Below are 14,520 nucleotides of genomic sequence, written 5' to 3' on the forward strand. Positions count from 1 at the left end.
GTTCCTTTTCTTTGCCGGGTGGCACGGCGTCGCCGAGCGCATGGTGCGGCGACGGATGATGGCCATCAAAGACAAGATTCTTGTATCATGGCAAGGCTGCGGCGGAAACGACAGGAACTTCCCGTTGTCTTGGCTGCGCTTATCGCGCACGCCCATGCCACACCATGCGTTACGAGCGGATCGTCCCGGCGATGCACTGCAAAAGCTTTGTTGGCATCACGGTTCGTGAAACAAACCGCTGTTGGCTGATTGGCAATTCCCGTGGCGCATGCACATGGTGCCGACATGCAAACCCTAATCGCCTACCTTTTCAATGCTCCGCCTTACGAACCTGCGTCGCCGCCGGCCGCGGCCGTACCCGTTGACTTGCGGGATCTCGCCACCGCCGGCTATGATGAAATAGGACATTTTGCTTGGTGCGCCAAGCCATGAGCCTAGTCGGCGTGGCCCGACGGACGGCCTCGGTCCGCTTCATCCTGGCGACCCTGGTAATCGACGCGCTGGGCTTCGGCCTGGTGGTGCCGATCGTGCCGGAGCTGGTGCTGCATCTGTCGGGGCTGACCGCGTCCGGCGCCTCGATTTGGGTTGGCGCGCTGCTGACCGGCTTCGCAGTGATGCAGTTCGCCTGCGCGCCGCTGCTGGGTGCGCTAAGCGACCGGTTCGGCCGTCGGCCGGTGCTGCTGCTGTCGCTGACCGGGATCTGCGTCAATTACTTGCTGCTGGCGTGGGCGCCATCGTTGGTCTGGCTGTTCATCGGCCGGCTGATCGCGGGTGCGACGGCCGCCAACGCCTCCACCGCCACCGCCTATATCGCCGACGTGACGCCGCCGAAACTGCGTTCCAGCCGCTTCGGGCTGATCGGCGCCATGTTCGGCATTGGCTTCATACTGGGTCCGGCGCTGGGCGGGGTGCTGGGCGCCTATGGCCTGCGCCTGCCCTTCATGATCGCAACGGCCCTCGCCGGCTGCAATGTGCTGTATGGCCTGTTCGTGCTGCCGGAGAGCCTGCCGGTCGAGCGGCGCCGCAAGATCAACTGGGGGCACGCAAATCCGCTCGGCTCGCTGCGGGTGGTGACGGCTGACGGCAACCTCTGGCGCCTTGCAGTATCCTGGGGTTGCATGTGGTTCGCCCTCGGCGCGCTGCAGACCACCTTCGTGCTGGCCAACCAGCTTCGCTTCGGCTGGGATACCCGCCACAATGGCCTGGCCTTGGCGCTCGCCGGCCTGGGGTCGGCGGTGGTGCAGGGGCTGCTGGTGCACCGCATCGTGCCACGCCTGGGGGAGCGGCGGTCGGCGCTGATCGGCAGCGCGCTGGCGTTCTGTGCTTACCTGCTGATTGCGTTCGCGCCGTTCGGCTGGGTCGTGCTGCTGGGCATCATGGTGCAATCCGCCGGCGCGATCAGCAATCCGGCGGTGCAGGGGATAGTCTCGGCCGCCGTACCCGCGGACCGCCAGGGGGAGACTCAGGGCGCGCTGTCGTCGGTGCAGGGGCTGACGGCGATTGTTTCTCCGATCGTTGCCGGCTGGGTTTTTTCCCACTTCACCGGGCCGGCCGCGCCGATCCTGTTGCCGGGTGCGCCGTTCGTCGCCTCCGCCCTGGCCTACGGCGTGTCGATCTGGGCGGTGGCGGGGGTGCGGCCGCCGCCGGCACTGGCGCGGGCCGAGGCGGCCGCTACACTCGTCGCGCGACCCGAAGAAGCAGGAGGAACCTGATGGACATGCGTGCCCCGAGGCAGAGGGCCCCGGCGCTGAGCACCGACTGTCACTTCCACATTTTCGGCCCATTCGACCGGTATCCCATGAGCCCCGGCCGGCACTACACGCCGCCCGAGGCCCTGCTGCCACGCTACCTGGCATTGGCGGCGACGCTCGGCATCCAGCGCATGGTGGTGGTGCAGGCCAGCATCTACGGCACCGACAACGCGGTGACCCTGGACGCAATCGCCCAGTTCGGGTTGCATCGCGCCCGTGGCGTGGCGGTGATCGACGACAGCTTCGATGATGCGGCGCTGCGACGGCTGCACGAGCAAGGCATCCGCGGCGTGCGGTTCAACATGGTCTCCGGCAACGGCACGCCGGAGGACCAGTTGCAGGCGCTGGTTCGGCGCGTGGCGCCATTGGGATGGCACATCCAGATCTATGCCGATGGACCAAAGATGCGGGAGATCGGGCCAATGCTGGCGAAACTGCCGGTGGCGGTGGTGATCGACCATTGCGGCGGCGTGAAGGCGGCGCTGGGAACCGATCATCCGCAGTTCCAGGCGCTGCTGCGGCTGCTGGACAGCGGCCGGTCGTGGATAAAGGTGTGTTCGTATCGGGCCTCGTCCGCCGGTCCGCCGTTTGCCGACATGGCGGCCAATGTCAAGGCGCTGGTCGCCGCCGCGCCGGACCGCTGCGTGTGGGGGTCCGACTGGCCGCACGCGCAGATGAACCCGGTGCCGGAGGCCGGGGTGCTGCTGGACCAGTTCTTCGACTGGGTGCCGGACGCGGCAGCGCGGCAGAAGATCTTAGTGGACAATCCGTCAAGGCTCTACGGGTTCTGATACGGGTCAGGTTCAATGCGCCCCGGATAACCCGGCTGGATACCGGTATGAGCCAGGCGCGGACGTCGCAACGCCTGTACCCCTCGGTGCGAGCCCTTGACTAAAGTCGACAATCCGCGCCGCCGGCTGTTCTGGCGCAGGCTGTTAAGCAGTTCTTAAAGGTTTGCCCGCACGATCAGGCCATGCACCGGTTTGCCCGCATACGCCTACGTAAGGACCATCGCGCCGCGACGGCGATCGAATTCGCGCTGGTCTGCGCGCCCTTCACCATCTTCCTTCTGTCGATCATGGGTGCCGGCCTGCATTACTACGTTCAGCAGGCGCTTGAGTATGCGACGCAGGCGGCTGTTCGCCAGGTGCAGCTTGGTCAGATCGCGCCGAACTACACAGAGGCCGACTTCGTCAACAAGGTGCTCTGTCCCGCGTTTGGACAATTTCAAAGCTGCACCAATCTGTATGTCGACCTGCGGCCGGTGACCGATTACGAGCAAGTGACCAACTCGCCAACGGATGCGCCAAACAGCACGTCGACCACCGGATTCGTGTTTTGCCCCGGCACGCCCGGGCAGCTCATGTACGCACACGTCATCTACCTCTTACCCTCGATCGCCGGGACGCTGCTTGGCAACACGGCTGGCGGTGGCGCGATCATCGCCAATGCCGCCTTCGCCAACGAGAACCCGACCGGCGTCGCCGTCGTTCAGGCGAATGGCTGCTGACATGATTCGTATCCGACGCACCCGCGGCGGTGTAGCGGGCTTGGAATTCGCGCTGCTGTCGCCCATCCTGCTGGTGTTGTTGCTTGGCACCATCGACCTGTCCGGCGCGTTGATCACCGCGCGACGGATGGAGGCCGTGGCTGGCTCGGTCGTCGAGATCGGCACCACCGCGGCGGCCCAGACACAGGCGTTGAACATGCTGACCGGGGCACAGGCGTGGCAGGCGACAACCGCCCCATTCGCGCTGTTTCCCGGCTGGACCGGGCGCACCGCCAGCAAGACGTTCGCGATAACCTTGTCCGCGGTTGCCTTCACCCCGACCCAGGCCGGCTGCACGGAAGGCTGCTCCTACACCGCCAATGTCGTGTGGAGCGTCGCCAACGAGCTTGGCACGCCGACCCTGCGCGCCTGCGGCAAGCTGCAGAGCGTGCCGAACGAGAACGCAACGTCTTATGCAACGCTGCCGGTCGGCAACTTCGGGCCGACGGCGGTGCTGGTCGCCGACATCGCCTATACCTATCAACCCACCTTCTTCGGCTTTCTGATCGGTAATATTCCGATGATGCAGTCCGCTTATCTCTCGCCGAGGATCGACAACGGCATCGCGCTTTCGGACACCAGTGGCGCCGGCGTCAGCGTCAATTGCGAGTCGCCTTCATGATGCAGCCGTTTCGCATCCGGCGCCGATTGGGGCGCGCCGGCAATATTCTTCTTCTTACGGCATTGGCCGCCGTTCCACTGATCGGTATGGTTGCACTTGCAGTCGACTTTGGCCAGGCAAGCCTGGTCAAACAGAAGCTTGACCTGGCGGCCGACTCAGCGGCATTGCTTGGGGCTACCGCCGCCTCGAATGCCTGGAAGGCGGGCCAGACTGACGCCGTGCAGGTCGGGATTGCCGCTGGCCAGGGGCGATTCATGGCACAGAGCGCCAGTCAGACACACGTTGTGACCAATCCGCCGGCTGTCGTGGTGACACAGAACGGCGGCCTGTTCAACGCCAGCGTTACCTACACCGCGGCGACGCCGACGACCTTCGGGCGAATACTGGGGATCACCGTGCTGCCGATCGGCGGTGAATCGAACGCGAGCCTGTCGCTCAATCCGTTCGCCGATATCCAGATTCTGATGGACGTGTCATCCTCGATGACGCTTGCCGCAACGCCGGAGGCGGTTGCCGCCATGGAGGCGCTGGCGGCGCATTTCAAGGCGCCGAAGGGCGAGCCGGTGCCGGGCAATGTCAGCACGACCTGCACCTTCGCCTGCCACTGGACCGCGACCGGCGTGGACTACTACACGCTGGCGGTGAAACAAGGCATCCAGCTTCGCATCACGGTGCTGCAGGCGGCGGTCGCCAACCTGATCAACACGCTGACCGGCCTCGATGCGAACAATTACTACCAGCTTGGACTTTACACCTTCAACCAGGGTTTCAACCCGATCTATCCGCTCAGCCAGGATGTCGCGGGCGCATCAGCCTCGCTCACCACCATCGCGCCTAGGGTCAATTTCTGTGCCGACGATGTAACATGCCCCGACACCTACTTCTCGAATGCCATGGCGCAACTGACCGCGATAGATGCATCGCTGCCGCAACAACAGGGCGCGCAGGCGGCGCAGCGGTTCCTGTTCCTGGTGAGCGACGGCGTCTACGATCAGTACATCAACGGACAGCGACAACTCGGCGCGTTCAATCCGGCGGATTGTGCCGCATTGAAGACACAGGGCGTCAGCATATTGGTACTCTACACGCCGTACACGCCGATCCCGAGCAACAGCTACTACATGCAGCACGTCGATCCCGAAGCGAGCCAGATCGTGCCGAACCTGCAGGCTTGTGCCTCGTCTCCAAGTTATTACTTCGTCGCGAACGATGCCGCCGATATTAATACGCAATTGCAGGCCATGCTGCAGCTTGTGATACAGGCGACGAGCCATCTGATCAAAGGACCCGATACGGCTAAGCCGGCCCCAAAACCTCACTAAGTAAAGGGCGGGTCCGAGGATCCTGGCGGCGCAGTCTCCAAGTGGTGACGACAATCGGGCAGCACAGCGTGATCCGCCTATCCAGCATGGCCGAGCGGCCTGGGACTGTCTATCGTGGCGGGCGGGATGAAGCCCGGTCCCGCGCCTCCAGCCCCAAGTCGCCGCCTGGGTGGCATCTGTCCGCGGCCTGTTGTCAGCCGACAGGCATGCTCGAATGGTGGTGGACAAAGTCGGTGCGCGGAGCAGGTCGGAGATACCGCATGCCCAAGATTTCAGTACAATTGCATTTTTCCCGGGCAATCGATTTCCGCTGCTAGCAGAGCCGTGGAGGGTCCGTCCGTGCCGCGCAAGTCCCGCGGCTGCCCCGATTGCACGGGCAGACCAAAGCTCTCGGGGAGCTAGCGTGGACACGAGGCTGTCTTGCACACAGGTTTCGCGACAGCACCTATAACGCTCGCAGTCCGCTTGTCTCGATGGCGGCACCAGCCGGGCATGCGCGCATACGCCTGTACTGTTTCGCACTGCGGCGTTAACCATTTGTTAACCATTTCCACGATATCAGCGCCGCCGACGCATGTTTCCGCCTCGTCCGGATCACCCGTCTCCTCATCGGCGGCTCGCCCTGGCTGACGACCGTACCCGGCTTCCCGATTGAATTCCATAGGTGAACTTCATGCCGACCCCGACCGTAAGCACTGTCACCGCCGCTTCATCCACACCGCCCGTTCTCGAAAACCAGATTGTCACCCTGACGGTGAACCTCAACGAAGCGGTGACGGTCGACACCACCGGCGGCACACCGACCCTGTCGCTGAACGACGGCGAGACAGCAAGCTACGTCTCCGGCTCCGGCAGCAGCGCGCTGGTGTACAGCTACACGGTGGCACAAGGTGATTACACGCCGAACCTCCAGGTGACCGGCGACGCCCTGAACGGCGGGACGATCCAAGACGCCAGCCTCGCCGCCGCCGACCTCTCCGGGGCGACCAATGCGCTTGCGAGCGGGCTGTCGGTCGACGGCGTTGCCCCGACAGTAACCGGGCTAACTACCACTTCGAATAAAACCGGACCGGACGTGCTCGCGGGCCAGACGGTCACTCTGACAGTCACGCTTAGCGAGGCGGCCACAGTCGATACCGGCGGCGGCGTACCAAGCCTGACGTTGAACGACGGCAGGTCAGCGAGCTACATGTCCGGCTCGGGCGGCACTGCATTGGTGTTCAGCTACACGGTGGCCGAAGGTGACACCGCCTCCAACCTCCAGGTAATCAATAACGCCCTGAACGGTGGAACGATCCTGGACGCCATTGGCAACCCAGCCGACCTGTCCGGTGCGAACGGCGGGATTCCGAGTGGGCTGGTGGTCAATGGCGTTGTCCCGACGGTGACCGGGGTAGCCGCGTCGGGCAGCGGCATCACCGCCGGCTCGGGCGACCTGAACGCCGGCAACACCGTCCTATTGACGGTCAACCTCAGCGAGGCGGCGACGGTCGACACCACCGGCGGCACACCGACGCTGACCTTGAACGATGGCGGGACAGCAAGCTACGTGTCCGGCTCGGGCAGCAACGCGCTGGTGTTCAGCTACACCGTGGCCAATGGACAGAACACCGCGTCCCTGGCGGTGACCGGCAGCAACCTGAACAGCGCGACAATCCTGGACGGCGCCGGCAACGCCGCTGACCTGAGCGGTGCCAACGTCAATCCGCCAGGCACGCTGCAGATCGACACCATCACACCGACGGTAACCGCGGTGGCAGCCTCGGGCCCCGGCATCACCGCCGGCACCGGTGACCTAGACGCCGGTCACACCATCCTGCTGACCGCCAGCTTCAGCACAGCAGTGACGGTTAATACCTCCGGCGGCACGCCGACGCTGACACTGAACGACGGCGGCACGGCGAGCTACGTCTCCGGCTCGGGCACCGGCGCGCTGGTGTTTAGCCACACCGTCGCCGGCGGGCAGAACGTCGCGGACCTCGCGGTGACCGGCAGCGCCCTGAACAGCGCGACAATCCTCGACGGCGCCGGCAATGCCGCCGACCTGACCGGCGCGATCGTCAATCCGCCAGGCACCTTGCAGATCGACACCACCGCCCCGACAATCACCGCCGTGGCCGCCTCGGGCCCCGGCATCGTCGCCGGCTCGGCCGACCTGGGCGCCGGCAGCATCGTCACATTGACCGCCAGCTTCAGCACGGCGGTCACCGTCGCCGGCGGCACGCCGACGCTGACCTTGAACGACGGCGGGATCGCGAGCTACGTCTCCGGCTCGGGCAGCAACGCGCTGGTGTTCAGCTACACCGTCGGCAGCGGACAGAACACCGCGGACCTGGCGGTGACCGGCAGCAACCTGAACAGCGCGACAATCCTTGACGGCGCCGGCAACGCCGCCGACCTGAGCGGCGCCAACGTCAATCCGCCTGGCACGCTGCAGATCGACACCACCGCACCGACCGTGACCAGCGTGGCCGCCTCGGGCCCCGGCATCGTCGCCGGCACGGGTGACCTGGACGCCGGCAGCATCGTCACGGTGACCGCCAGCTTCAGCACGGCGGTCACCGTCGCCGGCGGCACGCCGACGCTGACCTTGAACGACGGCGGGATCGCGAGCTACGTCTCCGGCTCGGGCAGCAGCGCGCTGGTGTTTAGGTACACCGTCGCCGGCGGGCAGAACGTCGCGGACCTGGCGGTGACCGGCAGCGCCCTGAACAGCGCGACGATCCTTGACGGCGCCGGCAACGCCGCCGATTTAAGCGGCGCGGCCGTCAATCCGCCAGGCACGCTGCAGATCGACACCACCGCCCCGACGGTGACCGCGGTGGCAACCTCGGGCCTCGGCATCACCGCCGGCACCGGTGACCTGGACGCCGGCCACACCGTCCTGTTGACCGCCAGCTTCAGCACGGCGGTCACCGTCGCCGGTGGCACGCCGACGCTGACGCTGAACGACGGCGGCACGGCGAGCTACCTGTCCGGCTCGGGCAGCAGCGCGCTGGTGTTCAGCTACACCGTTGCCGGCGGGCAGAACGTCGCGGACCTGGCAGTCACCGGCAGCGCCCTGAACAGCGCGACGATCCTTGACGGCGCCGGCAACGCCGCCGATTTAAGCGGCGCAGCCGTCAATCCGCCAGGCACGCTGCAGATCGACACCACCGCCCCGACGGTGACAGCATTGACAGCCTTGGGCAGCGGCATCACCGCCGGCACCGGTGACCTGGACGTCGGTAACACCGTCCTGTTGACCGCCAACTTCAGCACAGCGGTGACGGTCGCCGACGGCATTCCGACGCTGATCCTGAACGACGGTGGGACAGCAACCTATCAGTCCGGCTCGGGCAGCAACGCGCTGGTGTTCAGCTACACCGTCGCCAACGGGCAGAACACCGCCGACCTGGCGGTGACCAGCAGCAACCTGAACGGCGCGACGATCCTGGACGCGGCCGGCAACGCCGCCTTCCTGGCCGGAGCAGTCGCCAATCCACCGGGCACGCTGCAGATCGACACCATCGCGCCGACGGTGACCACACTGACAGCGTCGGGCAGCGGCATTATCGCCGGTTCGGGCGATCTGGACGCCGGCAGCACAGTCCTGCTGACAGCCAGCTTCAGCACAGCGGTGACGGTCGCCGGCGGCATTCCGACGCTGAGCCTGAACGATGGCGGGACGGCGAGCTACCTGTCCGGCTCGGGCAGCAACGCGCTGGTGTTCAGCTACACCGTCGCCAACGGGCAGAACACCACGGACCTGGCGGTGACCGCCAGCAACCTGAACAGCGCGACGATCCTCGATGGCGCCGGCAATGCCGCCAATCTAGCTGGCGCAGCCGTCAATCCGCCAGGCACGCTGCGGATCGACACCATCGCACCGATCGTGACCGGCGTGGCAGCCTCGGGCAGCGGCATCACCGCCGGCACTGGTGATCTGGGCACCGGTCACACCGTCACGTTGACGGCCACCTTCAGCAAGACCGTGATCGTCGACACCACCGGCGGCACACCAACGCTGACCTTGAACGACGGTGGGACAGCAAGCTACGTCTCCGGCTCGGGCAGCAGCGCGCTGGTGTTCGACTATGCCGTCGGCAGCGGGGAGAACACCGCGGACCTGGCGGTGACCAGCAGCGCCCTGAACAGCGCGACAATCCTGGACGCAGCCGGCAACGCCGCCGACCTGAGCGGCGCGGCCGTCAATCCGCCAGGCACGCTGCAAATCGACACCATCGCACCGATCGTGACCGGGGTGGCAGCCTCGGGCAGCGGCATCACCGCCGGCACGGGCGACCTGAACGCCGGCAATACGGTTCTGTTGACGACCACTCTCAGCAAGGCGGTAACAGTCGACACTACCGGCGGCACGCCCACCCTGACGCTGAACGACGGCGGGACAGCAACCTATCAGTCCGGCTCAGGCACCAGCGCATTGGTGTTCAGCTACATCGTTGTCAGCGGGCAGAACACCCCGGATCTGGCGGTGACCGGCAGCGGCTTGCACGGCGGGACGATTTCCGATGTGGCCGGCAACGCCGCCGACCTGACTGGTGTGGCCTTTAATCCACCGGGCACGCTGCAGATCAACACTATGACGCCGGCGGTGACCGCGGTGGCAGCCACGGGCAGCGGCATCACCGCCGGCTCAGGCGACCTGGACGCCGGCCACACCGTCACGTTGACGGCCACTTTCAGCGAGGCTGTGACGGTCGCCGGCGGCACCCCGACGCTGACGCTGAACGACGGCGGGACCGCGAGCTACCTATCCGGCTCGGGCAGCAATGCGCTGGTATTCAGCTACGCCGTCGGCATTGGGCAGAACACCACGGCCTTGGCGGTGATTGGCAGCAACCTGAACAGCGCAACGATCCTGGACACGGCCGGCAACGCCGCCAATCTGGCTGGGGCCAACGTCAATCCGCCTGGCACGCTGCAGATCGACACCACCGCCCCGACGGTGACCAGCGTGGCCGCGTCGGGCAGCGGCATCACCGCCGGCTCGGGCGACCTGGACGCCGGCAACACCGTCACGTTGACCGCTACCTTCAGCAAGACCGTGACGGTCAACACCACCGGCGGTACGCCATTGCTGACCTTGAACGATGGCGGGACAGCAAGCTACGTGTCCGGCTCGGGCAGCAACGCGCTGGTGTTCAGCTACACCGTGGCCAATGGACAGAACACCGCGTCCCTGGCGGTGACCGGCAGCAACCTGAACAGCGCGACAATCCTGGACGGCGCCGGCAACGCCGCTGACCTGAGCGGTGCCAACGTCAATCCGCCAGGCACGCTGCAGATCGACACCATCACACCGACGGTGACCGGCGTGGCCGCCTCGGGCCCCGGCATCACCGCCGGCTCGGGCGACCTGGACGCCGGCAGCACCGTCCTGCTGACCGCCAGCTTCAGCACAGCAGTGACGGTTAACACCGCCGGCGGCACGCCGACGCTGACCTTGAACGACGGCGGCACGGCGAGCTACGTCTCCGGCTCGAGCAGCAACGCGCTGGTGTTCAGCCACACCGTCGCCGGCGGGCAGAACGTCGCGGACCTCGCGGTGACCGGCAGCGCCCTGAACGGCGCGACGATCCTCGACGGTGCCGGCAACGCCGCCGACCTGAGCGGCGCCAACGTCAATCCGCCAGGCACGCTGCAAATCGATACCACCGCGCCGACGGTGACCGGCGTGGCCGCCTCAGGCAGCGGCATCGTCGCCGGCTCGGCCGACCTGGGCGCCGGCGGCATCGTCACGTTGACCGCCAGCTTCAGCACGGCGGTGACGGTCGACACCACCGGCGGCACACCGACCCTGACGCTGAACGATGGCGGGACCGCGAGCTACCTGTCCGGCTCGGGCAGCAACGCGCTGGTGTTCAGGTACACCGTCGGCGGCGGGCAGAACGTCGCAGACCTCGCGGTGACCAGCGGCAACCTGAATAGCGCGACGATCCTGGATGGCGCCGGCAATGCCGCCGACCTGAGCGGCGCGGCCGTCAGTCCGCTAGGCACGCTGCAGATCGACACCACCGCACCAATGGTGACCGCAGTGGCAGCGTCGTCGGCCTCGACAGACCTTGGCGCCGGTCAGGTGGTCCTGTTGACCGCCAGCTTCAGCACGCCGGTGACGGTCGACACCACCGATGGCATGCCGACCCTGACGCTGAACGATGGTGGTACAGCACACTATCAGTCCGGCTCGGGAACCTCCGATCTGGTGTTCCGCTACACGGTGGCGCCCGGCGACAACACGACGCAACTTGCGGTGATGGCCAGCGCTCTGAATCAAGCGACAATCCTGGACAATGCCGGCAACGCCGCCGACCTGACCAATGCGGTAGGCGTTCCCACCAGCGCGCCGCGGATCGACACCATCACGCCGACGGTCAGTTCGGTGACGGGATCATCAACCTCGGCGGACCTTGGCGCCGGCCAGGTGGTCCTGCTGACGGCCACGTTCAGCGATCCGGTGACGGTCGACACCACTGGCGGCACGCCGACCCTGACGCTGAACGACGGCGGAACGGCCCGCTATCAATCCGGCTCGGGCACCGATGCTCTCGTGTTCAGCTACATCGTGGGGCCCAGCGACAATACGCCGCAACTCGGAGTAACCGGCAATGACCTGGCCGGAGGGACGATCACATCTGGCGCCGGCAACCCGGCCTATCTGGCCGGATTGGTCGGTGTTCCGGCCGGCGCGCCGCGGATCGACACCACGCCACCCACGGTCACCGCGGTGACGGCTTCACCCGCCGCTGGCGTCCTCGGTGTCGGCGCGGTGGTCGCCCTGACCGTGGACTTTAGCAAGGCGGTCAATGTCGATGCCACGGGCGGAATGCCGACGCTGACACTGAACGACGGCGGGACGGCAACCTATGCGTCCGGTTCAAGTACCAACGCACTAGTGTTCGACTATATCACCGCAGCCGGCCAGACGGTTCCGGCGCTGGCGGTGACCGCTGCCAACCTGAATGGCGCAACCGTCAGCGACGCCGCGGGCAACATGGCCAATTTGACCGGCGCGGCGACTGCCCTGGCCGGCACCTTGGCTATCGAGCCCAGCAGCATTTCCGCCTTCAGTACCTCCAGTAACCAGGCGATCCCCGTGGTCGCCCAAGCCTACACCGGGCCTGTCGCCGGCCTGCAGGACCAATACGTCAATATCACGAGCAGCAACCTGAACATTACAGTGACGACACCAAACTGGTTCCTGCATTCCGGCAACGGCGATGACGCACTCGCGGTCACCAGCGGCAACAATGTGCTGGACGGCGGCGGCGGGTCCAACTTCCTGACCGGCGGCACCGGATCCGATACATTCTTCGTGGATGGTCGCGGTGCCACGGCGGATATCTGGAGCACCGTCGTCAACTTCCACGCGGGCGATGCCTTGACGATGTTCGGCGTGACGCCGACCAGCTTCACGTTCGACTTCGAGGACGGTCAGGGCGCGGGCGGCTACACCGGCCTCACCCTGCACGCGACGGCGCCAGGCAGCCCAACATTCTCCGCGACATTCGCCGGTTTAACCAAGGCCGACCTCACCAATGGCAGGCTCTCGGAAAGCTCCGGCACCGAAGCGGATGGCAGCACCTACACCTATTTCCACGGGAATGCCTGATAAGGCGACAATGACGGACTGTGTAGCGCCGCGGACGCAGCAGTGACAGGCAACTTATCGCGCGGCAAGACGGCGTTCCACTTGGATGATCAAGTAGGGCTTCTGGTTGATCAACTGCTGGAAGACCCGGTCCGTCATGCGTGCGTGGATTTAAATCCCTCCGCCTGCTGCATATGCGATGGGTCGCCTGTCATACTGCCCGAACAACCTCGGCGATCTTCGTGTTGAGCGCCCGATACCGCGCGATGTGCGACGCGTAGGCCTCCACCAGGGCGGGATCGGGAACGATGGTCTCCGCGCGCACGGGCGGGGTGCACACCGCCTCCGGCGCTTCCCCGGTCACCGCCATGCGCGCCAGCCGAGCTGCGCCAAACGCGCCGCCGGTCTCGCCCGCCGACAACCGGTGCAGCGGAAGGTTCAAGGCCGCCGCGATGATGCCGATCCAGGCGCGGGAGCGGGATCCGCCGCCGATTACGTCAGCCGTGCCGATCCGCGTGCCGGAGGCAGCCAGCGCGTCCAGGCAATCGCGCAGCGAGAACGCCACCCCCTCCAGCACGGCCTGGGTCAGAAGGCGACGGCCGGTGTCGTGCGACAGCCCGGCGAAGGCGCCGCGGATCTTGCCATCATTATGCGGCGTCCGCTCACCACCGAGATACGGCAGGAACAACGCTGTGCTCGGTGCCGCGGGCATGCCAACCTCCGCCAGCAGCGCCGCTTCGTCATGTCCGGTGACGCCGGCCCACCAGGTCAGCGAGTCCGCCGCCGACAGGGTAACGCCCATTTGGTGCCACGTGTCGGGCAACGCGTGGCAGAACGCATGCACCGCCGCTTGCGGATAGGGCCGAAACCTGTCGGTGACGGCGAAGAGTACGCCGGAGGTACCGAGGGAGACGAAGGCGTCGCCAGGATGGATCGCCGACAACCCGATGGCGCCCGCGGCGTTGTCCCCTGCCCCGCCGGCCAGGATGGGCCGCCGCGTCATGTGCCAGCGCGCCGCGAGTTCCGGACGAAGCGTGCCAGCCTGGGCATTGCCTTCGACTAGGCGCGGCATGAAGTCGCGAGACAGCCCGGTAGCCGCCAGGGCGGCATCCGACCAGTCGCGCGCGCCGACATCAAGCCACAGAGTGCCGGATGCGTCGGACATCTCCTCGATCATCTCGCCGGTGAGGCGGTAGCGGATATACGCCTTGGGCAGCAGCACGGTGCGCAGCCGGGCGAACACCTCCGGCTCGTGCTTTCGCACCCACATCAGCTTGGGGGCGGTGAAGCCGGGCATGGCGAGGTTGCCGGTCACCTGGCGCAGCGCCGGAAACGCCGCCTCCAGCGCCGCGCTTTCGGCAGCCGACCGGACATCGTTCCAAAGGATCGCCGGACGCAGCACAGCACCAGCTTGGTCCAGCAGCACCGCGCCGTGCATCTGCCCGGACAGCCCGATACCCTCCACGCTTGACAAGGCGCCGGCGTCCGCTCGGCCCAGCGCGTCGATCGCGTCCAGCATTGCCTGCCACCAGGCATGCGGATCCTGCTCGCTGTGCCCAGGCAACGGGCGCTGCACCGACAGCGGGACGGTCGCGCTGCCGACCACATGCTGGTCCCCATCCACCAGCAGCGCCTTGACCGCCGAGGTACCGAAATCGAGCCCGATGAACATGCGCCGGCTGTCC

General features: G+C 66.4%; 7 protein-coding genes. 6 read left to right on the forward strand and 1 reads right to left on the reverse strand.

Annotated features, from left to right (window positions below; genetic code table 11):
- Positions 1 to 443 precede the first annotated feature (443 nt).
- From ACQY4S_RS19920 to ACQY4S_RS19945, 6 genes are all read left to right on the forward strand, one after another.
- Positions 444 to 1,712, forward strand: a complete 1,269-nt coding sequence (locus ACQY4S_RS19920; RefSeq protein WP_428486952.1) for a TCR/Tet family MFS transporter — start codon at positions 444 to 446, stop codon at positions 1,710 to 1,712.
- The gene (locus tag ACQY4S_RS19925) at positions 1,712 to 2,542 is read left to right on the forward strand and encodes an amidohydrolase family protein (protein ID WP_428486953.1); all 831 of its coding nucleotides are present in this window, start codon (positions 1,712 to 1,714) and stop codon (positions 2,540 to 2,542) included. Before ACQY4S_RS19920 ends, ACQY4S_RS19925 begins: the two co-directional genes overlap by 1 nt.
- Positions 2,543 to 2,724: 182 nt before the next feature.
- Positions 2,725 to 3,261, forward strand: a complete 537-nt coding sequence (locus ACQY4S_RS19930; RefSeq protein ID WP_428486954.1) for a TadE/TadG family type IV pilus assembly protein — start codon at positions 2,725 to 2,727, stop codon at positions 3,259 to 3,261.
- A 1-nt stretch (position 3,262) separates the two neighbouring features.
- Entirely contained in the window at positions 3,263 to 3,922 is a 660-nt protein-coding gene (locus ACQY4S_RS19935; RefSeq protein WP_428486955.1) for a TadE/TadG family type IV pilus assembly protein, read from the forward strand.
- Positions 3,922 to 5,244, forward strand: a complete 1,323-nt coding sequence (locus ACQY4S_RS19940; RefSeq protein ID WP_428488460.1) for a TadE/TadG family type IV pilus assembly protein — start codon at positions 3,922 to 3,924, stop codon at positions 5,242 to 5,244. The genes ACQY4S_RS19935 and ACQY4S_RS19940 overlap by 1 nt, the downstream gene beginning before the upstream one ends.
- A 673-nt stretch (positions 5,245 to 5,917) precedes the next feature.
- Positions 5,918 to 12,856 (forward strand): hypothetical protein, encoded by a 6,939-nt coding sequence (locus tag ACQY4S_RS19945; protein ID WP_428486956.1) that lies wholly within the window; start codon positions 5,918 to 5,920, stop codon positions 12,854 to 12,856.
- A gap of 190 nt (positions 12,857 to 13,046) precedes the next feature.
- Here the strand turns inward: ACQY4S_RS19945 and xylB are convergent, their stop codons facing one another.
- Positions 13,047 to 14,507: a xylulokinase gene (gene xylB / locus ACQY4S_RS19950; protein ID WP_428486957.1), complete on the reverse strand. Its 1,461-nt coding sequence runs from the start codon at positions 14,505 to 14,507 to the stop codon at positions 13,047 to 13,049.
- Positions 14,508 to 14,520 lie beyond the last annotated feature (13 nt).

The organism is Rhodopila sp. (assembly GCF_965276935.1).
In the GTDB taxonomy this organism is placed as follows: Bacteria; Pseudomonadota; Alphaproteobacteria; order Acetobacterales; family Acetobacteraceae; genus Rhodopila.